The organism is Corallococcus sp. RDP092CA (genome assembly GCF_041903675.1).
Classification (GTDB): domain Bacteria; phylum Myxococcota; class Myxococcia; order Myxococcales; family Myxococcaceae; genus Corallococcus.
This window is the reverse complement of the sequence record NZ_JAYESI010000020.1, coordinates 93,160-114,738: the sequence shown is the minus strand read 5'-3', so window position 1 is coordinate 114,738 and position 21,579 is coordinate 93,160. Positions and strand designations below refer to the sequence as shown.

Sequence of the window (21,579 nt, the reverse complement as noted above, 5' to 3'; positions counted from 1 at the left end):
AGCAGCCTCTGCGTCCAGAGTCGACGCCAGTGCATCGTCATGCCCTGACGCTTGGGCCGGCTCCGGCTCGGATTCAGACGAGGCGTCGCCCGTAGCCACGGCATCCGTTGCGAACGGGTTCGGCGGTTCCGCTTTGGAAGAAGTCGTGGCGTCGGATGGAGGAGCAGAAGTTCCGACGAGCGCCGTCCACGCGTCCTCCTCGGGCAGTTCGACCACGACGACTGTCGACGCGTCCTCCTCCTCATCCCGCGGAGTCCCGGAAACAGCGTCAGGCACCGAGGGCGTCGTGTGGGCATCCGCCGACGCCACGATGGCGGGCGTATCGAGCACGGGCTCTGTGCTCGGCTCTCGCAAGGGCTCTTCGGTGCGCGGAGGCGAGGCGTCCTCGTGCGCTGCCGGCTCCGTGCCTTCGGCAGTCTGTTCAAGCGCCGCGCTGAACGGATCCACGTCCTCCGAAGAATCCGTGCTGAATGCGTGCGGAGGAGAGCTCGGCTCAATCCCCCACGCTCGAAGGTGGTCGGCCTCCCGCTGATTCAGCGTCGAGGTTGGATCGGGCAGGGGAGGATGTTCCTTCGCGTCCCCATCCACAGCGTCGGGCGCCGAGGCATCCGCTGAACGAAACTCCGGCGGTTGTGCCGTTGCCTCGGCGATGTCTTCCGCGGAGTCAGAGTCCGTGGCTGCCCTGGAGGTTTCCGCGGGAGGAGGAGCCTCCTCGGTTGAGCCCTGGGGGGAGTCGGTGTCCAGCGCAGCCGTGATGTGCTCCGCTGGAGGGGGCCCTGCTTGGGCATCGACCCCCTCGGTTTCGGAGTCTGGCTCCACCCATGCGTTGTGGGCTTCCGTAGGGGGCGTCTCGCCGGTGGAGCCCTCGGCTAGCGGGAGCGCTGCTTGGGGATCGACTCCCGCAGCCTCGGAGTCCGGCTCCGCCCAAGCATTGTGCGCTTCCGCAGGGAGCGTCTCGCCGGTGGAGTCCTTGGCAACATCGAAGGCCGGAGGCTCCGCGAAGCGTTCCGACTGCGGGAGCGCTGCTTCGGTACCGACCTCCACCACGTCGGAGTCGGAGACCGCCCAGGTGTGGCTCGCTTCTGGCGAGCCCTCGGTGGCATGGGGTGCCGGAGGCAGCGCTGCTTCGGTAGCGGCTCCATCCGCGTTGGCGTCCGACACGGCCCATGCGCGATGCCCATCCTCGGAAGGCGTCGCGTCTGTCGGGCCTTCGGTGACACCGAAGGCTGGAGACGCCGTGAAGTCCGTCTCCAGCGGGGGCACAGCTTCGGGAGCAACACCCTCCACGTCGGAGTCCGACACGGCCCAGGCGGTGTCTCCTTCCGGAGAGGGCGTCGCATCCGTCGCATGGGCGTCCGGAGCGAACGACGGCGCTCTCTCCGTGGGAGCGGGTGCCTCATCCGGCTCCATGCTGAGGTCGACGTCGAAGTCGGGGGGCGGGTCGGAGTCCGGCTGCGTCTCGGCGGATACGGCTGCTGCTTCAGCGCGGACAGGCTCCGTCTCACCTGTCGTGGCCGCGAACTCAGTCCCGGAGGCTGTGTCATCCGCTGGTTGCGTGACGGATTCGGAGGGCCATTCGGCCTGCCCGGGAGCGTGCGCTGCTCCAAGCACGGCGTTTGGATCAAACGCCTCCACTGACGAGGGAGTGAAGTGCGTAGCGGCTGCCGCATCACCGTCCGATGCGGACGACGCTCCTGTCTCCGCCGAATCCGACGCGGTGGCATGCGCATCCGTGGGGGCCTGCTCCCAGGAAGCAGCTTCCGTGCGACCGTCCTCCGCGGTGGGCGCGTCCGTCGTGCCCGGAGCTGATTCCCAGGCGGAGGCTTCGGCATCGGAGAACGAGCTCTTCGGTTCGTCTGACTCAACGGACGACGTCGAACTCCAGGCAGCCTCGTCCGTCTGATCCGAAGTCCCGATATCGCTGAACGGCTCCGTTGCGGCGTTCGCGTTGCTGGCACTCCTCTCCGTGGAGGTCTCTCCCTCCTGGCCTGATGTCCAGGTGTCGCTGAACGCATCCGATGAGGCACTCGCGTTGCTGGCAGTCGCCTCCGTGGTGTCCGCTTCCGGCCGGTCCGTGGTCCATGCCTCGCTGCCCGGCTCCGATGCCGCGTTCGCGGTATCCGTGGACGTCGACTCCCAGGGAGACGTTTCCGCACGGCCTTCTTCGGGCGTCACCGAAGCAGGCAGCGCGCCTGTCCCCAACTCACCCGCATCCCCCGGCGTCGGAACCACGGGTGGCCCAGACGTCCACCCCGCCTCGACCGGGGGCGCCATCACCGGCGGGAAGGTGCCGGATGCCGTGGGCATCCGTTCCTCTGCCGGGGCGCCGCTGGATGCAGGCGTCGTCGGCTGGACCGTGAACATCTCCTGGGTCGCCCGCTGCACATCGGTGCTCGCCGGACGCTTCCGGGGGCTCTGCGAAAAGCCCACCTCCGGAAGCGGCGCGAGCGCTTCCTCCTCATCGGCCGCGTGGTCCGGGAAGAGCGACACCGGCTCGTCGGGCTCAGCCAGGTCGGGCGGAGGCGCGACCGCGATGGGCGCCTGCACGGCCGGCGACGTCATGGACGCCTTCGGCGTCGCGGCACGCGTTCGCGGCTCATCGAGGGAAACCTTCGCAGGAGGCTGCGGCGGTGCCGGAGCCGTCTCCGCCCTCACGCGTGCGGCAGGCTGTGCCGGCTTCACGGTCGGCGTCCGTCGCACCAGCCCCGGCGGCAGCGGCGTGCCCGCCGCCCTGGGCGCGGCAGGCGATGCCACCGCCGCCTCCGGCCCGCTCCGCCGCGCGACGATGCGGTCGATGAGCGCCTTGCTCGCGGCATCCAGCTTGGTGAACCGCACCGTCATCCCGGTGCGCCCCGCGTCCGGCTGCGTCTTCAGCACCACGCCTTCACCGCGCAGCAGGCGCGTGCCGTCCGTGAGGACGAACTCGAACGCGAGGCCCGTGCCCTCGGGCTTGGGCGCGCGCGTGGCCACGAACACCCCGCCGCGCCCCACGTTCGAGCCATACCGCTCGATGAACTCCTCCTCGCCCGCGTACGGCAGGCGGATGCGCAGGGGGAGGAGCTTGGGGGCCGGCCCGGTCATCGCAAGGGGATCCGCACGTCCCCGCCGGAGCCCCGCACCACGAGCGCCAGCCCATCGTCTTGTACGGCGTCCGGCGGCACCTCGAAGAACAGCACCACCTCCGTGCGCTGTTCAGGCGCCCACGTGGTGGGCAGGGGCCTGGTGCCGGCCACCGCCTGCGCGTCGCGCGCCAGCGGATACGTCTGCCCCTTCGCGTCCGTCAGCCTCGCGCCATCCAGCGTCAGCGGCGCGGGCATCCCGCCCACGTTCTGGGTGATCAGCTCCACGCGCAGGAACAGGTCCTCCGTGGTGAGCCCCAGCCCCATCTTGCCGGAGGCGCCCTTCACCGAGTGCGACGCCTCCAGCCCCGTCACCTTCATCGCCACCGTGTCCACGTGCACGGTGTCGTTGCGCTCGGGCAGCCGCAGCTTGCGCGGGCCGGTGTCGCCCATGCTCGCGGCCAGGCCCGCCAGCTTCGACTCCTCCGGCTCCCGAGGCGGCGGCACCGGACGCATGGCCGGCGCGCCGCCCTGCCTCACCCGGTCCGCCTCCGCGCGCAGCTTCTCGAGCGTGCGCGCGTCGGCCTCCGGTCCGCCTTCGGGCGTGGAGGTCTCCTTCGTGCAGCCTCCCAGGAGGAGGGCCGCCGTCAGGAGCGCCAGGGAGCGGGAGGGGGCGCGAGGACTCACGCCGGGCTCGCGCCCTTCACCAACTCGTAGAGCTTCTCAAGCGCCACGGGCAGCTTGTCCGCTTCCGGGCCACCGGCCTGCGCCATGTCCGGCTTGCCGCCGCCCTTGCCGCCCACTTCCTTGGCCATCTCGCGCACCAGGTTGCCCGCGCTGATGCCCTTGGCGACGACGTCCTTGGTGGCCGCCACCAGGATGACCGCGCGGCCGTCCTTCTCACCGCCAATGGCGATGACGCCCGAGCCGATGCGGTCGCGCAGCTGATCCGCCATGCCGCGGAACACCTTGTCGTCCGCGGGGTCCACGCGCGTGGCCAGCACCTTCATGCCGTTGACCTCGCGCGCCTGGTCCAGGAGGTCCTTCTGCGAGGCCGTCTGGGCCTTCACCGCGACCTCCTCCACCTTGCGCTCCAGCTCCTTCACGCGCTTCTGGGTGGCCTCGACGCGGACGGCGACCTCCTTCGGGTTCGTGCGCAGGAGCGCCGCGACCTTCTTGAGCTCGTGCTCCTGCTCGCGCACGAACTGGAGCGCGCCCACGCCCGTCACCGCCACGATGCGGCGCACGCCGGACGCGACGCCGCTCTCGCTGGTGATCTTGAACAGGCCGATGTCACCGCTGCGCTTCACGTGCGTGCCGCCGCAGAGCTCCGTGGACTCCGGGTGCACGGTGACGACGCGCACCGTCTCGCCGTACTTCTCACCGAACATGGCCACGGCGCCGGACTTCTTCGCGTCGTCCAGGTTCATGACGCGCGTCAGCGCGTCCGCGTTGTCGCGCACCCACGTGTTGACCAGGTCCTCCACCTGCTCCAACTGCTCCTGGGTGGCGGGGGAGAAGTGCGAGAAGTCGAAGCGCAGGAAGTCCGGCGCGACGACGGAGCCCGCCTGCTTCACGTGCTCGCCGAGCACGCGCTTGAGCGCCTTGTGCAGCAGGTGCGTGGCCGAGTGGTTCGCGCGGATGGCCTTGCGGCGCTCCACGTCCACGGACGTCTGCACCATGTCGCCGACCTTCAGCGTGCCTTCCTTCACCTCCACGCTGTGGACGATGAGCCCCTGCACCGGGCGCTGCGCGTCCTTCACCTGCACCACGGTCTTGCCGCCGTGCGCGACGATGCGGCCCGTGTCGCCCAGCTGGCCGCCGGACTCGCCGTAGAAGGGCGTGCGGTCCAGCACGACCTCCGCCGTGGTGCCCGCGGAGACCTGCGGCACCTCCACGCCGTCCTGCACCAGCGCGATGACGCTGCCTTCGCCCTCGTGGCCTTCGCCGTCGTAGCCCAGGAACTGGGTGGGCGCGGTGCGCGACAGGACGCCCTGGAAGATGTCCTTGGTGGACTTCTGGTCCTTGACGAAGTCCTCCTGCTCGTCGGCCTCCGCCTGCTTGAGCTTGTTGAAGCCCTCCAGGTCCACGTCGTAGCCGCGCTCGCGCGCGATGATCTGCGTGAGGTCCCACGGGAAGCCGTAGGTGCCGTGCAGCAGGAAGACGACGTCGCCGGAGAGGATCTTGCCGCCGGAGGCCTGGAGCTTGGCCAGCTCCTCGTCCATCAGCTTGAGGCCGCGGTCGAGCGTGCGGCGGAAGCCCTCTTCCTCATGCCTGGCCACTTCGAGGATGAAGGTGCGGCCGTCGCGCAGCTCGGGGTAGGCGTCGCCCATGAGCTCGATGACGCGGTCCACGACCTTGAAGAAGAAGGGCTCCTTGATGCCCAGTTGCTGGTCACCGTGGCGGATGGCCCGGCGCATGATGCGGCGCAGGACGTAGCCGCGCGCCACGTTGGAGGGCTGGACGCCGTCGGCCACGAGGAACGCGGTGGCGCGCGCGTGGTCCGCGACGACGCGCTGCGAAGCACCGGACTCCTGCGTGTACGGCTTGCCGCACAGCTGGCTGACGGTGGCGAGGATGTCCTGGAAGAGGTCGGTGTCGTAGTTGGAGCGCTTGCCCTGGACGACGGACGCGATGCGCTCCAGGCCGGCGCCGGTGTCGATGGACGGCTTGGGCAGCGGGATGAGGGGGGCGTCCTTCTCCTTGCGCTCGAACTGCATGAACACGAGGTTCCAGATCTCGAGCCACCGGTCGCAATCACACGCGACGCCCTGGCACTTCCTGCCCGCGGCCTCTTCCACGCAGGGGATGTCGTCGCCCTGGTGGTAGTGGATCTCCGAGCAGGGACCGCACGGGCCGGTGTCGCCCATGGCCCAGAAGTTGTCCTTGTAGCCGAGCTTCAGGATGCGGTCGCGAGCCACGCCCTGCTTCGCCCACAGCTCGAAGGCCTCCTCGTCCCAGGGGATGTTGTTCTCGCCGTTGAACACGGTGACCGCGAGCCGGTCGACGGCCAGGCCGAGCCGCTTCGTCACGAACTCCCAGGCGAACGCGATGGCGTCGGCCTTGAAGTAGTCGCCGAAGGAGAAGTTGCCGAGCATCTCGAAGAACGTGTGGTGGCGAGCGGTGTAGCCCACGTTGTCGAGGTCGTTGTGCTTGCCGCCGGCGCGAACGCACTTCTGCGAGGAGGTGGCGCGGCGGTAGTCGCGCTGCTCACGGCCGGTGAAGACGTCCTTGAACTGGACCATGCCGGCGTTGGTGAACAGCAGGGTCTGGTCGCCAACGGGCACCAGTGAGGAGGAGGCCACGCGGCGGTGGGCGCGCTCCTCGAAGAACTGGAGGAACGCCTCGCGAATCTGGGAGGCGGTGAGGGCGGAAGGCATGGTGTGGGTATATGCCACAAGAGGGGCGGGCGCAGCAGTTCCTGGACGGGTCATCCCCGGCGGACGGGGCATGTGGGCAGGGCTGACGATGGGGGGCAGGGGAGCGGTCGGGAGCGCGGAGTTCCGCTCGTGCCAGGTGCATTGGAGCCCAGCGTGGATGCCTGCTCGGGAACCCGGCGTGCGCTCCAAGGGCGGGGGGGCCACTCGCTTCGGCGGAGCGGTGAGGGCCGTGCTGAACGCCGTGGTGTGACAGCCCTGCGCGAAGGCCCTGGCGGATGGAGGCGGGCGCGGATGTCGCTGCCCGTCAGGATCTGACGGCGGCGCCTCGGAGGCCGACTTCAGGCCGAGGAGTGGCGTCTGTCGCACTGCGTAACATTCTCTGAGTCTTGGCTTCTCACGGCCTTGGAACGGGCACGCAACTCCCAGCGCCATTTGCCGACAATGTAGGCAAGCCTCCCTGCTGCTCCACTCGGCTCCCCCTTCCGAGGTCCCCTCATGGTCCAGGTCACGCGTCCTTCCAGCCTCACCCCGTCCACGCAGACGACGCGGACCACGCCGGAGGCTCCTGCTCGGGCCAAGGGCGCGCAGGGCTTCAACGCCATCGTGAAGGGGGACAGCTTCACGTCGGGTGCCCCGGCGGGCGCTCCGCAGGGCAACGCGCTGGCGCAGGCCAATGCCCTTCGCCTTCCCCTCCCCTGGCCCGGCAAGGGCGAGGCCGACAAGATCGGCTGGATCCAGAAGGCGTATCCGCCCGCGAAGGACTCCACCGCGGAGTTCATGAAGCTCGACCAGGCCGTGCGCGCGGGCCAGAACGTGATGCCCCCCGAGGCCAAGGACTGCGTGTTCCTGGCGGTGGGCGGCCTGTTGTCCGAGGCCGCGCCCAAGCAGTTCTACTTCGACCGGAACCTCGACGCGCTCGAGGCGCAGGGCCTTCAGGTGGGCCGCGTGCCCGTCGACACGGACATGGGCGTCGAGCACAACGCGGCCATCGTTCGCCAGGCCGTGCTCGAGGCCTCCAAGAACGGCAAGCAGGTGGTGCTCATCGGCCACAGCAAGGGGGGCCTGGACTCCGCGGCGGCCCTGTCGATGTACCCGGAGCTGAAGGACCACGTGCGCGCCCTGGTCACCATCCAGTCGCCTTACGGCGGCTCGCCCATGGCGCAGGACCTGCTGGACAACCCGCTCGTGCGCTACGGCGTGGGCGGCGCCGTCGAGGCCCTGGGCGGCAGCATCCAGGCCGGCGAGGACCTGACGTACGACTCGCGCAAGGAGTTCCTCGCGAAGCACCCGATGCCCTCGGGCATCCCCACCGTGTGCATGGCCTCCACCACCGCGAACCCCACGTCGCCGCTGTTCCTCATGGAGGAGTACATGCAGCAGCGCTACGGCGTGAAGTCCGACGGCCTGGTGCTCCCGCAGGACGCGTTCATCCCCGGCTCCAAGTCCGTGACCCTGTCCGGCCTGGATCACCTGGACTCCACCGGCACCACGCTGAACCCGTTCAAGCCCTACCAGCCCGAGGACCTCACCCTCTCGCTGGTCGCGATGGCGCTGAAGATGCCCAAGGGCGGCTGAGGCTCGCTTCAGCCCGTCGTCGAGGCCCGCCTCAAGGCCGGGGCCTCGGCATCGTCGTGCGGCAACCTGGGCGTCGAGAGGGCCCGGCGCAGCATCGTTTCCGTCCATTCGAGCTCTTCTCTGGACAGCCCCGCGCCCATCCAGACGAAGCCCTTCCTGTGCTCGATGACGACAGCCAGCTTTTGGAAGTCCCTTTCATCCGTCTCGCGGAGGTCGATGTCCTCGATCTGCGTCGCCGGGATTCGTGTGACCTCTCGCGGCTTCCCGCTCCCGGTGCGCGAATACTCAATCCCTCGCGAAGAGGCGGTGAGCGCCCACCCGAGCGTGACCTCCCGGATGACACTCCACAGGAGGAGTCCTCCCAGCAAGAGGAGGACGCCGACGAGACTCAGCGGCTCCCAGGACGCAAGCTGTCGGAGGCTGTACGCGCGCACCCAGGCGAAGCCGACTGCGGCAGGTCCACCCACGGCGATGACCAGCGCGATGCCTGCCTTCATGATGAAGAGAGGCCTCCAGCCGCAGCCGGGCAGCCGCAACACCAGCTCCCGCCCCCGCTGTTGGACCTGGATACGGCTGCCGGGAGGGAGTGACGGGGACGCCTGCTCACCGTCCAGTGGCGGTGCTTCGAGACGCGCATCCGGGGGGCGTGCGTGCCCGCCATCCACACTCAGTTCGACGCCCAGGAAACGCGAGAGGGCCTGGGCGAGCGCGAGCGCCTCTTCGCGGTCGTCGCTGCCAGACACCTGCACGGTCCGCGTCGGGGACTTCAACTCCACGGCGTAGCGTCCCCACTGGCGGGAGCCGCTCACGGAGGCCTTGCCGGGGGGAGAGAGCGCCACGGACGTGAAGGACTCAAGGGGATGCGTGCGCGCGGAGAAGAACACGCTGACGCCGGACCACACCTTCAGGAGGTGTGTTTCCTTGTTGAGCTGCGCCTTCCATGCGGACATCAGTTGGCGGGCCGCCCACACGCCAAGGAGTATCGCCAGGGTCCACGCCGCCTGGCTATTCCAGAGGAAGGGCACGAAGAGGGCAACGCCGGGGAAGGAGAGCGCCGCGAGCAGCGCGACCTTCCACGCCCGTCTCTCGAAGGGCGACACCTCATGCTCAATGGTCAGGTGAGGGCCGACAGCCGTCCATCGATGGGATCCGCATCGCATCTGGACGAGGCTAGGGCGTGTCCGCAAATCAGAGCCAGAGGCGGATGGAGGCGATTTGGACCATCGCGAGGTAGTTGGCGGCGCGCTTCTCGTAGCGCGTCGCCACCCGCCGGTTCTGCTTCAAGCGATTGAAGAGACACTCCACCCGGCAGCGTTTGCGGTAGGCCGCGCGCCGGAAGGCCCGCTGCCGGGGCTGGTCCGAGCGGGTGGGGATGATGGCGTGCACCCCATGTTCGCGGCACCAGGCGCGTAGGCTGGGGTAGCTGTAGCCTTTGTCCGCGGCAAGGGCGTCGGGCAAGCGACGTGGCGCCCCCGGCGAGTGCGCGCGCGGCACGCTGCCGCCCGTCATCAGTGCCTCGAAGGCCTGCGTCTCATGGCGTTGGCCCGCCGTCAGCTCGAAGACGAGCGGCCGGCCCTGGCCCTCCGCCCGGACATGCAGCTTGGTTGAGAAGCCTCCCTGGCTGCGGCCCAGCGCTTCGGCCTCCCCCCTTTTGCCGGCGTGCCGCGTGCGCCGGCTGCGTGCTGGTGGGCGCGGATGACGCTGGCGTCCAGGAAGTGCAGCGTCCAGTCCAGGTGCTCATCCTCGTGCGCTTCGGCCTGCAACTGCCGCAGCACCCGCGCCCAGATACCCGCCTCCTGCCAGCGGTAGAAGCGGCTGCTAAGCGTCTTCCAACTGCCGAACTGCTCCCGAGGCACGTCCCGCCACGGCGCCCCCGTGCGCAACACCCAGAGGATTCCGTCGAGCACTTCGCGGTGGTCCTTGTTCGGACGCCCCCGCGCGGGTTTCTGGGGCGGCAGCAGTCCGGCCAACCGCTCCCATTGCGCGTCTGTCAGTTCTCCTCGGCTCATGCCCTTCTAACACCCGGCTGCGCTCGATTTATTTGCGGACACGCCCTAGGCGATTGCCAGCGGACGGCAACCTCCTGAAGGCGGGTGGCCTCAAGTCCCCGTGGGCGGCGCGTGCCGCTTGAGCTCGCGCGCCGGGATCCCCGCCACCGTGGCTCCCGGCGCCACGTCCTCCAGCACCAGCGCGTTGGCGCCAATCTTCGCGCCGTCTCCAATCGTCACCGGCCCCAGCACGTGGGCTCCCACGCCGATGTAGACATTGCGGCCCACGCGGGGGGCGCCGACGCGTCCGGGCAGGGGCTCCAGGCTCACGTTCTGGGAGATGAAGCTGTTCTCTCCAATCTCCACGCCCGGCGCGATGATGACGCCGATGCCCCCGTAGCCCAGCTCCACCGTGGGGTGCAGCGTCGCCTTCGTGTCCACGTGGCTGCTGTGGAGGCGGTCGCCCACCGCGGCCACCACGCTCGCGAGCCTCCGCACCCGCAGCGCCTGGAGCCGCTTCGCGGCCCGGTAGAACGTCAGCGCCGTCGGACCCATCTGCCCACCATCCTTTTCGCCACCGGGGCCCAGCGGAACTTCGAGCGTTGCAGCGTCTGCCCCATCCACGTGTCCCGGTAGATGAACAGCCAGTGGTGCTGTCTCACGTGCTCTGTCCACTCGCGCTTGTAGGGAGCGTCGTCTCCCAGCAGGTCCAGCTCGCTCAGGCCCCTCCCGATGCAGTCCTGGACAAGGCTCTCCGTCAAGAGGTGGCCTGGGCTGACTTCCGACAACGTCTCGTCGTAGCCCGGCTTCATCGCCAGATAGCGGCCGGCGTATTCCAGCCCGTATTGGAACGCAATGGGACGTGCATCCAGTCGCAGGAAGTACAACCCCAGCCAGCCGCGCTCCGCCGCCGTGCGCGCGAGCCTCGTGTAGAAGTCCTGGCGGTGCTTCGCCTGCGCGATGGCCGTGCCCTCTCGCGCCTTCCAGCCGCTCTGCTCCAGCGCGAAGGCCTCCTCCAGCTTCGAGTCCAAGCCCTCCAGACCGGACACGCGCTCCACCGCCACATGGCCCCTCTCCTCCAGTCGCCTGCGCCTCCGCCTCAGCGGCTTCGCGTTGCTCCGGCCCTTCGTCCACGCCGCGACCGTGGGCGGCAGCAGCAGGTAGGGCGAGCGCGCGCTCGGCCACGCGCCCCATGGCATCCCCGCGCCCCTCGCCGCGTGGAGCAGCTCCCACGCCGCGCCGCCCTCCGGCACGTCCGACAGCCGGAGCATCCCCCAGCCCGGGTCGCCCATCAGGTGTGACAGGAAGGCCACCGCGGCTCGCCGGGGCTCGTCCGCCAGCAGGTCGAAGCGACAGGAGTGCTTGTTCGTCAGCGAGGACAGCCGCCGCACCGGCACGCCGTACTGGTGGCCCTGCTCCTCCTGGAGCCCCAGCACCGCCACCAGCATGCCCAGCGCGTTCCTCGCCGTGAGGATGCGCAGGGTCACCTCGGGAGCGAAGCTCTCAATCCAACAGCGCACGAACTCGTGCCGGTAGAACACCTGGTCGTCCACGCGCTTCACCAGCGCGTTCCACTCCGCCGCCAGTGCGTCGAAGGCCGGGAGGTCGCGGAGCTCCTCCACGCGCAGGGGCTCCACGCGCCCACGCGTCACCCCATCCACCGCGTGGGGGCGGGGGAGGGCGGGGGCGCGGTCCCCGAGCACCGCGTCCGTGATGGGACTCTCCTCCATGAATGTCTCTCCTCGGCTCTCGCGCTCTGGGGGACTCAGGACAGCGGCTCGCCTGCGTCATCCGCCGCCTCGGGGCCAGGGACGTCCGGTCCCTGTTTCTTCAGCGGCTCGTCGCGCGGGGGCACCGGGCCTTCGAGCTTCTTCAGCGCGTTGGTGTCCAGGGGGACGTGGTGCACCGTCACCTTGGCGCCAGGCAGCTCCACCGTCGTCTTGAACACCGTCTCCACGGGCGCGGGTGGTGGCGCCAGCTCCATGGCGGGCTCGGGCGTGGCCACCACCGGAGCGAGCCGCTTCGGCTGCTGCTTGAGGCCGCGGAAGAGCCAGCCGCCCTTCTGGCGCTCGTACAGCTTGCGCGTCTCCACCGCCGCTCGCGCGTGCGACACGCGGCCCGCCTCCAGGTCCGCCAGCAACAGGTCGCTCAACCGGCTGCGCGTCACGCTGTCCAGGTAGTCGAACACCTTCTCCAGCTTGCGCACCACCACCTGCGTCGCGCCGCCCGCCGCCGTGTGCGTCAGCGCGTGGACCTTCAGCTCGTGCCGCGCCCGCGCGCGCTCCGCCAGCTTGCGCAGCCGGTCCGCTTCGTCCGGAGACCCGGCCTTGCCGACGAGCCCCGGAAGCACCGCGCGCGCCAGCCCCGCGTCCACGAAACCGGAGTCGTCGAACGTCTCCAGCGACTCCAGCGCCCGCCGCCGCGCCTCCACCGACGTGCCCTCCAGCGCCTTCAGCGCCGTCGTCACCCGGTTCAGCGCCATCCAGCGATACACCCAGTCCAGGCCCGTGCCCTTGATGTTCTGGGCGCCCATGATGCTCACCTGCATCCCGGGCGCCACCGCGCGGGCGCACGCGTCCACCACCTGGTCGCCCGTCGCCTGCGAGTCGGACACCGGCACCAACTGCTCCAGCATCATCGCCCGGTAGGCGTCGCGGAACTTCGAGTGGAACGCCTTCACGCGCCCCTGCGCATCCCCTTCGCCCCGAGGCAGCAGCGCCTTCAGCCGCGCGTGCACCGCCATGCGCGCGAGGAGGTACAGGGCGTGCTCGCGGACCTCGTCCTTCGTCGCGGCCGTCAGCACCTCCGGCAGCGCCTGCGGCAGCGTGCGCGCCGCCGGCGACAGCGCCTCCTCGATGAGGGGGCCCACCTCGCGCTCCAGCGCGCGGCGGAGCTTCTCCACTCCCACGTCGCCGTCCCCGCCCTCCAGCGCCTTCTCCACCGCCGCCGTCAGCGCCACCGTGGGCGTCGCCTGCAGGCCCGCGCCGGCCGCGTACCGCTCCAGCCGGTCCATGAACGTGGCCGTCGTGGGACGCGGCACCTTCAGCTTCGCCAGCTCCTTCGCGAGCCGCGCTTCCGCGCGAGCCTGACCCTCGGGGCTGGTGACCTCCTCCGCCGCGACGACCTCCGTGCTCGCGAGGTGCCGGTCCAGCGCGGCGCGCACGTACTTCTGGAGGCCTTCCAGGTTCGTGCCGATGAGCACGTGCCGGTCCGCGGGCGCGTCCTCCACCATGATGCGCGCGAAGACCTCCGAGCGCGACACGCGGTCCCAGCGGTTGTTGATGACCGTGATGACCGCGCGGTCCGGGTGCGCGTCCGGATCCACGTCCCCCAGGCCCGTGCGGCTCCAGTTGTTCATGAAGCCCGTGCGCTCGTTCGCCGAGTGCCCGTTGATGAACGTCAGCTGCCGCCCGCGCACCTTCGCCGGGGGGAAGACCTTCAGCACGCCGATCTCCGGCTGCACGTGCTCGGCCATCAGCGCCAGCGCGTGGGGGCGCGGCACGCCCAGCTGCTCCGCCAGCGTCGCCACCAGCGCCATGTTGCGCGGGTGCTCGCGGTAGGGGAACAGCGCGAGGAGCTCCTCGGGGATCAGCTCCGCCTCCCACCACGCGCTGTGCAGGAGCGTGGTGTCCTTCTCCTCCGCCGCCTGCTTGAAGAGCGGCAGGAAGTGGTCCTCCGTCGTCACCACCCGGCCGCCCCTGGGCATGAAGTTGGTGATGACGGACGCGACGTTGATGCCGGCCGGCCCCTGGATGTCCTCATGGTCCGGGTAGGCGTTGGTCAGCGTGGCGAAGTCGTCCTGCATCCAGTCGTTCTGGAGCAGCTCCACGAAGTTGGGCTGGAGCGCCATGCACTCCCAGAGGAACACCTCCGTGCCCAGGCGCGCGCCCAGCTCCACCATGTCCTTCTGCTCCCAGATGGTGGCCTTGTCGTAGGGGCGGAAGATGAAGAACTCGGACGGCCCGGCGCCCGGGGCGCTGTGCACGAACATCGCCTCCGAGCCCGTCGTCTTCGCGAACACCTCGAAGCCCATGCCGGAGAAGAGCGCCGCCTTCAGGCGCTCCGTGCCGGACTTGCCGCGCGTGCCCCAGCCGCCGATGACGAGCGGAATCTTCTCCCGCGATCTGCGCACGCTCTGGCGCTTCACGTACGTGTCGCCCAGGAAGAGGGAGAAGAGCGCCGCGGTGAAGAGGCCCAGCGCCGCGATGCCGTTGCCTCCCATCCCCAGGAAGTAGCCCTCGTTCTCCATGATGCGCTCGGTGAGGAGCGCCAGGAAGCCGCTCTGCAACCCCACGAGCGCGGGCGTGTGCAGCGTGGACGAGCGCTTCGGCTCGGGCTCGTGGAAGAGCGTGGCCAGCGCGGGAGGGACCTGCTTGTTCTGACCGTAGGGCGTGAAGCGCACCTGGACGCCCAGCTCGCGCTCCACCTGCTCCACGAAGCGGCGGCGCTCGCGGGGCTCCTCGCCGCCCAGCGAGTCCAGCCGCAGCGACGCGAGCCGCCGGTAGTCCTTCGACACCTTCAGGCGGTTCGTCAGACGGCGCAGCCGCGAGGCGGGCGGCACGAGCACCGTCTCACCGTGGCTGCTGAACAGGTGCACCTTGCCGTCCTTCGACAGCGGCATGTCCAGCAGGTCGTCCACCGTGGGCAGGTGGCGGCCCCAGCTGCCCTGGCTCGCCACGTGGACGCGCTCGCCGGGGACCTGGGTCTCCGTGATTTCGTCCAGGTGGCCCGGGTGCGCGCGCAGCGTGCCGGACATCACGCGGCCGGTGGTGTGCAGGAAGGCCTGGCGCTTGTTCGGCGCGGGGCGGCCCCACTCGTGCCACATGCGCCACAGGCGGCGCTCCTGCCGATCGCCGTGCCACAGCGTCAGCGTCTTGTCCGTGCGCTCCGCGTACAGGCCGTGCCCGTCCTGCGACAGGTCCGCGAGGACGGCGCCCAACCACGCGGGCCCCTCCGGCATGGGCGGCAGGTTCTCTGGAGCGGGCTGGAGCGGGATGCGCGTGCGGCTTCCCGGACGGAGCCTGGAGACGCGGCCGGCGAGGAACGCCGTCCATGCCTGTCGCACGGGGTCCTTCACCCGGCGCAGCACCTGCGCTGCTGCCGCGGCGGCCTCCACGACCGGGCCCGTCGTGCCCGGCTGCGTCGCCAGCGACTCCACCGCGTCCAGCAGCGCCGCGTGCGCGGGACCCAGGCCGGCGGCGCCCAGCGCCTCCGCCAGCGCGGCGGCGCGCTCGCACGCCACGCGCAGCACGAGCGGCGCGGTGTCCCGGCCCAGCACGTCCACCAGCACCTGGAGCGCCGGGGCCTTCACCTTCGGCGCGGCGAGCGCCGCGTCCACCGCGGCCAGCACGGCGGCGGTGCGCACGCGCGGGCTGGGCTCCGACAGCGTCTCCCCCCCGACGGCCGGCACCGGGTCCAGGCCCGCCAGGCGGCGCAGCAGCGGCTGCCCGTCCGGGCGCCGCGCGATGAGGGCGCACAGGCCCATGCGCACGTACTCGCTCGGGTCATGGTGCGCGACCTCGGTGAGCAGCGGCACGCGGTGCTCGTCCGACAGCAGCGGCGCGCACTGCTCCAGCACCTGGCGGCGGAAGAGGAAGTCCTTCTCCGACGGGGCCTTCGCGCGCAGGCGCTGGCGCAGCAGGGCCAGGCCGGTGAGCGCATCGACCGTGAGCAGCGCGCGCAGGGCCTCCGCCTGGAAGAACGGGCTCACGTCCTCCTGGCCCGCGAGGCTCGTCAGCGTGGGCTCCACCTCGGGCAGTGACGCGGCGACGCCCGGCACCGTCTGCGCGAGCTGCCGGAAGGCCTCCAGCGCGGCGAAGCGGTTCTGCGCCCGGGGCGCGTCCACGGCGCGGTCCAGCAGCTGCCTCGCCAGGGGCACGGCCGCGGGCTGGAGCTCCTCGGCGGTGGTCGTGGCCAGGACGCCCGTCAGCGCGCGGAGCGCGGTCTCTTCTTCAACCAGCAGCTTGTGACGGCGCTTCTCCTGTCGCTCGCGCAGGGCGTCGAAGCCCATCCACCGGTCCAGGGCGCGCAGGTCCTCCTTGCGGTCCTTGCGGTCCTTCACCGTGGCCTGGATGTGCTCCACCAGCACCTGGCGGCGCGCGGCGTCGTCCTGCGCGTCGTTGTGCTGGCGGGTGAACTGGACGATCTCCGCGTGGACCGCCGCCAGCTCCGTCTCCAGCGCCTCCAGGGCCACGCCCAGCCACGGCGCCAGTCCCTCCAGGCCCGCGGGGCGGGGGCACGACTCCACCAGCCGCCGGGCCAGGGCTTCGACCGAGGCCCCGCGCACGCGGCGGTGCAGCGGCGGCAGGGCTTCCAGCAGGCGTGACTCGAGAGGTTCATTCGCCAGGTGCATGTCGCGGCCAGAGCTATTCATTGCTTGAGCGACATGCCCGGCCCCTCCAGGCGCCCGTTCGGATCAGGACAGCTCACGGCTGCAAACGTCGTTCATCCAGCAGCTCCTCGAATTCCTCCTCGGTGGGCGTGACGTCCTGCAACCCACGTCCACCCGTCCAATCCCACCGCGCTCCGAGTGAAAACACGTTCTGCGTTCCGTATGGGCCGGAGAGGAAGGCGCGGTCCTCGGCGAAGAGCATGAGGCGGTTGCCGCCCTTGCCCATCCACACGTTCCAGTCCAGGCGGCCCGACACGCGGTGGCGCAGGTAGGCCGTGGCGCGGTGAGCATCCTGGAAGCGCTGCGACGCGCCGTAGCCCAGCTCCACGCGCGTGCCCTGGAGCTTGCCGCCCAGGAGCGCCGCCCAGCTCGCGTACGCGCCCGCGTTGTCCACGGTGTAGATGTTGGCGTTGCTCACCGCGGACATGCCCAGCGTGGCCACGTGGTCCTGGAAGGGCTGCCAGCGCAGGGACAGCCGGGGCGACAGGCGCCGCGGGTGGTCCTTGCCGTAGCGCCAGTAGACGTTCTGGTCGTAGCGGCTGGCCTCCACCGCGTGGCCGCCCTGCATGGACTCCAGCGTCAGGCCCAGGCCGGGGATGAGGCCCACGTCCGGGGACAGGCGCACGTAGCGGTCCGCCCCCACGCGGCCTCGCGCGCTCCAGCGCATCGCGCCGTCGATGGTCTGCGAGAACACGGAGCCCTGCATGGACAGGCGCAGGTCGCCGGGGAGCTGGTTCACGTACGCGGCCACGGTGCCGCCCAGCACGGCGGTCTGGTTCAGCGGGTAGCGCGCCTCGGGCGTGAAGCGCAGCCACGCGCGGCCCGGGGACAGCTCGCGGCGCAGGGACAGGCGGACCTCCAGGCCCGTCTGGAGCGGGCGGTTGAGCAGCTCGCCTTCCTCCACGTCCTCGCTGCGATAGCCCAGCTCCGCGGACACCATGCCCAGGCCGCCGGTGCGCGCCTCGGGGGACATGCCCTCCGGCAGGAGCGCCAGGCTCGGCGGCAGCGCGGGCCAGGGCAGCGGCTCCAGGCCCGTGCTGCCCTGGGCCCACGTCGGGGCCGCGAGCGTGCTCGGATCCGAGGCGACCCCCAGCTGCACCTGCACCAGGGCTTCGCCGGCGGGAGACTCCAGGCTCACGCGGTGCGGACCTCGCGAGGGCAGCAGCAGCCAGGCCTCGCCCATGCGGCCCAGCGGCTGGGACGCGCCCTGGAGGCCGGGGTCGGCGTCCTCGGGCAGGCCCAGGCGCATGAGCGGGCCTTCCTCCGCGCTGGAGCCGCCCGTGCCCTCCCCCGAGGGCAGGGGCGTGCTGCGCACGAGCAGCTCGCGGCCCTCGGTGGGGGCCAGGGCGGTGGCGCGCACGCGCAGCGCGGTGGGGCCCAGCACGGTCATCACCACCGGCGAGCCCGGACGGCTGCGCAGGAGGGCGAGGGGCTGCGGGGCGGCCACGACGCGCGCGGTGGCGCTGGCGTCCTCGGAGTCCACGAAGCGCACCAGGCCGGTCTGCTGCGTGTCGGCGCGCGCCATCACCACCTCCACCTGGTGGCGGCCGGGGACGTCCAGGCGCGTGCCCAGGATGGCGGTCTCGCCTTCGGCGACCTGGCGCTCGCGCACCACGCGGCCATCCACGCGGAGCGCGAAGGCGCAGGTGCCGGCGGCGTCCACGCCCGGACGCGGGGTGGTGCCGCAGAGGACCTCCGCGCCCAGGGGGCGGGGCTGCTTCACCACCAGGCTCATGACTCGCGAGGCACCGGCGGGCAGCAGCTTCGACTCGGACAGCTTCCACGGCGGCGCGAGCAGCGCCTTGCGCACGGACATGGCGACGTCCTCGTCGTCCGTGCCGGCCTCCGACGTGGCGACGAGCGAGCCCGCGGCCTCCTCCGCGTCGCGCAGGCCTTCCCAGCGCGTCCAGCGGCCCGCGGTGAAGCGCATGCGGCGCACATCGGGATGATCCGCCCACGCCTGGAGCTGGCTCGCGAGCGCCGCGCCCAGGGGCGCCCCGCCGTCCTTCCACGCCTGCGGCGAGTCCTGGAGCCGCTCCAGCATGCCGAGCGCCTCCAGGCCCACCTGCGGCAGGCCCGTCTCGCGGTACAGCGCCGCCATGGCCAGCGCGCCCGCCGCGTCCTCACCGGACGCCGACAGCAGCCGTGCGCGCAGGTAGCGGCCCGCGAGGCTCTTGTCGCCCGACACCGCCGCGAGCGCCGCGTCGCCGTGGCCTTCGCGGGCCTGGGCGCCGAGCGCGGCGAGCGTCGTGCCTCCCGCCTGCACGGCGCGCGCATCTGCCGTGGTGCTGGTCGAGGCGGACGCCGAAGTGTCCTGCGTGCCGCCAATGCGCGCCGAGGCGTTGGTCGCGGCGAGCGGGCTGACGGCACTGCCGTTTGGGGGCGCCGCGCCGGTCGCCGAGATCGAGCCGTTCGCGACCAGCGCCGGGAAGGCCGGGGACACGAGCGTGGGTCGCGTGATGGCCTGCGCGAAGCGCACCGTGCGCGGCGAGGACTGCGACAGGCGGTCCATCAGCGCGAGCAGGCGTCGCTGCTGCTCCGGCGTCAGCTTCGCCTGCGCGTCCAGCAGCCGACCCACGTCCGCGCGGGCGAACCCGTCCTCCTGGAGCGACGACAGCAGCTCGGCGCGCGCGAGGCGCGGCTCCACCTCACCGGGCTCCGCGCGCAGCGTGCGGGAGAGGGCCTGGAGCGTCTCGTAGGCCGTACCGGCCTGCTGGGGCTGCGGCGGGGCAGGGGACAGCTCGGGCGCGGCCACCTCCGCGCGGCGCACCGCCAGCGAGACGGCGACCTGGGCCTTGGGATCCTCGGGCTCGAACCACACCTCGCGCGCCTGTGCTGGCAGCGTCACCTCCGCGGACACCGGCGCGGACGAGATGCCCTTCGCGCCTTCCAGGGCGACGTGGCGCGAGCTGGCGGCGCCGGGCATCAGGACCCACCGGCGTGGGTGGCCCACGTCGGTGTGCATGCGCACCACGAGCGGCTCGCCCGCGGTGGCGTTCAACGGACGCAGCTGCACGCGCACCGGCGAGGGCAGCTTCGCGTCCGGCACCCGGAAGCGCACCGCCTGCTTCTCCACCTTCGCCGGCCACTGCGAGCGCACGTAGCCCACTTCGCCCGGCATCCCCTCCGCCTGGGCGGGCGCGAGCGACAGGAACGCGCGCGTGCCCTCCGCGCCCTCCAGCTTCAAGGCGTGCTCGCCCGGAGGCAGGGCGAGCTCCACCGGCTCCACCGGCGACAGCGGCAGCAGCGGGAACGCGATGTTCCCCACGCGCAGCACCGGGTTCGCCTTCGCGCCCGGCGGCGTCATCACGTAGGCGCGCAGCAGGGTCGGGGCCTCCGCCCGCCGCGTGGCCTGCACGTGTGTGGTGCCACCCGCGGCGAGCGGCCACAGCGCGCTGCTCGCCATCGACGCGTCGGCCTCCATGCCCTGGAGGTCCAGCCACTGCGAGGCCTTCACCTCGGTCCCGTCTTCACGAGGCGCGGGCACCACCTGCGACCAGCGGCTCGCGCGCCACCACGCGGCGCGATAGCTCCGGCGGATGTCCTCCGACAGCGGCTCCGCGCGCCATGCCAGCTCCAGCGCGGCCAGCTCGCGGCTGCGCAGCGGATCCCCCAGCGGGAGGCGGGCCACCAGCTCCGACGCCTCGGCGGTGAGGAAGCCCGCGTCCGGCAGGGCGGGCGCGGTGCCCAGGAGCGCGTGCGCGGCGTCTGGCTTGTTCGCGTCCAACAGCTCCTTCGCGGTGCGCAGCCGCAGGTGCCACGCGAGCGGCGACGCGTCCGCGCCCTTCAGCGCCTCCACCGCCGCGTCCGTGTCGCGGTCCTCCAGCGCGGCCAGCGCGGTCAGCAGCGGTGACAGGCCCTCCGTCTTGATGCGTCCGTATGTGCCGCGCGCCAGGTCCGGCATCAGCGCGACCAGCCGCTGACGCAGCAGTGACGGGCGGGCGGCGGGGTCCTGCTTCACGACCTCCCACGCCTTCTCCGCCAGCTCCGTCCAGTGCGTCTGGCGCGACAGCGCCTCGGACAGCGTGGGCCGGCGGGACGCGACGCGCGCACGCACGAGCGGCGCGGGGCCCTTCCAGCTCACGCGGTAGTTGTGCTTGCCCGGCGGCAGCGCCACGCGCAGCTCCTCCGCGATGCCTACGCGCTCGCCCGACGCGAGCACCCGCGCCGTGCGTCCGTCCGGCAGCGCCGCGCCCTCGGGCGCCTCTGCCCACGCGGGCTGCGGCGTGAGCTGTGCCCGCGCGAGCACTCCGCCCACGCCGTATACCTCCAGCGTCGGCATCTCCGTCGGCGCGCCGTTGCCCAGCACGGCGCGCGCCTCCAGCGACAGCACGCCCGGGCCTTCCAGCTCCAGCGCCCAGACCGAGCCCTTCACCTCCGGGCGGACCCAGGGCGCGCCCATTCCCTCCAGCACCACCTCCGTGCCGGCGGGACGCGGGCGCTCCACGCGCACCGCCTGACCGTAGAGCGGCGACACCAGCGCCCACTCGCGCAGCGCGGAGGCCTTGCGCCAGTTGCGCACCGCGGTCCGGAAGGGCGAGGACGCGGGCTCGCCCTTCACGAGCTCCGCCTCCAGCGCGGCGTCCACGTCCAGCCGCGCGCGCGTGGCCGCGTCGAACGCCAGCGCCGGGCGCGGGCCCTTGCCGTCCACCCACTGGAGGAGCGCGTCCCGCATCCGCTCCTCGGTGCGCGCCGTGGACGTGTGCGTGGGTCGCTCCACCAGGATGCGCGCGTTCTTCGTCGCCGTGACCCACCAGATGCTGCCGGCGCCCATGGGCTCCGCCAGGTACCAGCGGCCCGGGCGCTCGGGCACGCCCTCCTCCTCCACGCGCAGCTCGGGCGCGTCGTCGCCCTCCGACAGCGGCACGCGCGTGAAGCGCAGCGCTCCGGCGGGGCCGGTGACGCGCACCACGTCCAGCGGCCCCAGCCATACGGCCGCGCCCTTCTGGGGTGTGACCTCCATCGCGCCCGTCACCTGCGGCACGCCGCCAGACACGTAGGGCGCGTGGCCCTGCAGGTCCTCCAAGGCCACCGGCCCGCGGATGGCGCGCGGTTGCCACGTCATGCCCTCCTCGCTGCGGGCGATGACGGACGGCTGCGAGACAGCGGGCTGCGCGATGACGGGCAGCGCCGCGAGCGCTCCCACGAGCAGGGTGTATCGGGCGCGGCGTCGAACAGGAAACATC

8 protein-coding genes and 2 pseudogenes are annotated in these 21,579 nt (G+C 71.7%); 1 reads left to right on the top strand and 9 read right to left on the bottom strand.

The genetic code is table 11. The features are described 5' to 3' along the window. Positions 1 to 2,793: 2,793 nt before the first annotated feature. The 3 genes and pseudogenes from U8525_RS21645 to alaS all read right to left on the bottom strand — a co-directional run. Positions 2,794 to 3,081 (bottom strand): annotated as a pseudogene (locus U8525_RS21645) (TIGR02266 family protein); the annotation flags it as partial. Further along, the gene (locus U8525_RS21640; RefSeq protein WP_374268187.1) at positions 3,078 to 3,746 is read right to left on the bottom strand and encodes a hypothetical protein; all 669 of its coding nucleotides are present in this window, start codon (positions 3,744 to 3,746) and stop codon (positions 3,078 to 3,080) included. The gene U8525_RS21640 and the pseudogene U8525_RS21645, both read right to left, overlap by 4 nt. Then, positions 3,743 to 6,439: an alanine--tRNA ligase gene (gene alaS, locus U8525_RS21635; protein WP_374268186.1), complete on the bottom strand. Its 2,697-nt coding sequence runs from the start codon at positions 6,437 to 6,439 to the stop codon at positions 3,743 to 3,745. The genes U8525_RS21640 and alaS overlap by 4 nt, the downstream gene beginning before the upstream one ends. Positions 6,440 to 6,934: 495 nt before the next feature. Here alaS and U8525_RS21630 point away from each other — a divergent pair, with 495 nt between their 5' ends. Beyond that, complete coding sequence (locus U8525_RS21630) at positions 6,935 to 8,014, top strand: esterase/lipase family protein (protein WP_374268185.1); 1,080 nt, start codon at positions 6,935 to 6,937, stop codon at positions 8,012 to 8,014. A gap of 8 nt (positions 8,015 to 8,022) precedes the next feature. Here U8525_RS21630 and U8525_RS21625 read toward each other — a convergent pair whose 3' ends face one another. From U8525_RS21625 to U8525_RS21600, 6 genes and pseudogenes are all read right to left on the bottom strand, one after another. Beyond that, a complete protein-coding gene (locus U8525_RS21625; protein WP_374268184.1) occupies positions 8,023 to 9,114 on the bottom strand; it encodes a hypothetical protein in 1,092 nt (363 codons plus the stop codon). 88 nt (positions 9,115 to 9,202) lie between these two features. Continuing rightward, positions 9,203 to 10,023, bottom strand: a pseudogene (locus tag U8525_RS21620) (IS5 family transposase). 90 nt (positions 10,024 to 10,113) lie between these two features. Then, on the bottom strand, positions 10,114 to 10,557 hold the full coding sequence (locus U8525_RS21615; RefSeq protein ID WP_374268183.1) for a serine O-acetyltransferase: 444 nt from the start codon (positions 10,555 to 10,557) through the stop codon (positions 10,114 to 10,116). Further along, positions 10,539 to 11,732, bottom strand: coding sequence for a GNAT family N-acetyltransferase (locus tag U8525_RS21610; protein WP_374268182.1), 1,194 nt, complete (start codon positions 11,730 to 11,732; stop codon positions 10,539 to 10,541). Before U8525_RS21610 ends, U8525_RS21615 begins: the two co-directional genes overlap by 19 nt. A gap of 35 nt (positions 11,733 to 11,767) precedes the next feature. Then, complete coding sequence (locus U8525_RS21605) at positions 11,768 to 16,354, bottom strand: hypothetical protein (protein ID WP_374268181.1); 4,587 nt, start codon at positions 16,352 to 16,354, stop codon at positions 11,768 to 11,770. A gap of 73 nt (positions 16,355 to 16,427) precedes the next feature. Continuing rightward, positions 16,428 to 21,578 carry a hypothetical protein gene (locus tag U8525_RS21600; RefSeq protein WP_374268180.1) on the bottom strand — a complete coding sequence of 1,717 codons (5,151 nt, stop codon included), beginning with the start codon at positions 21,576 to 21,578 and terminating at the stop codon, positions 16,428 to 16,430. Position 21,579 lies beyond the last annotated feature (1 nt).

Bases quoted from the DNA above. Each gene is read 5' to 3' on its own strand.
- U8525_RS21605 (WP_374268181.1), bottom strand. From the start codon at position 16,354: ATGCACCTGGCGAATGAACCTCTCGAGTCACGCCTGCTGGAAGCCCTG.
- U8525_RS21630 (WP_374268185.1), top strand. From the start codon at position 6,935: ATGGTCCAGGTCACGCGTCCTTCCAGCCTCACCCCGTCCACGCAGACG.
- U8525_RS21615 (WP_374268183.1), bottom strand. From the start codon at position 10,557: ATGGGTCCGACGGCGCTGACGTTCTACCGGGCCGCGAAGCGGCTCCAG.
- alaS (WP_374268186.1), bottom strand. From the start codon at position 6,439: ATGCCTTCCGCCCTCACCGCCTCCCAGATTCGCGAGGCGTTCCTCCAG.
- U8525_RS21600 (WP_374268180.1), bottom strand. From the start codon at position 21,578: ATGTTTCCTGTTCGACGCCGCGCCCGATACACCCTGCTCGTGGGAGCG.
- U8525_RS21610 (WP_374268182.1), bottom strand. From the start codon at position 11,732: ATGGAGGAGAGTCCCATCACGGACGCGGTGCTCGGGGACCGCGCCCCC.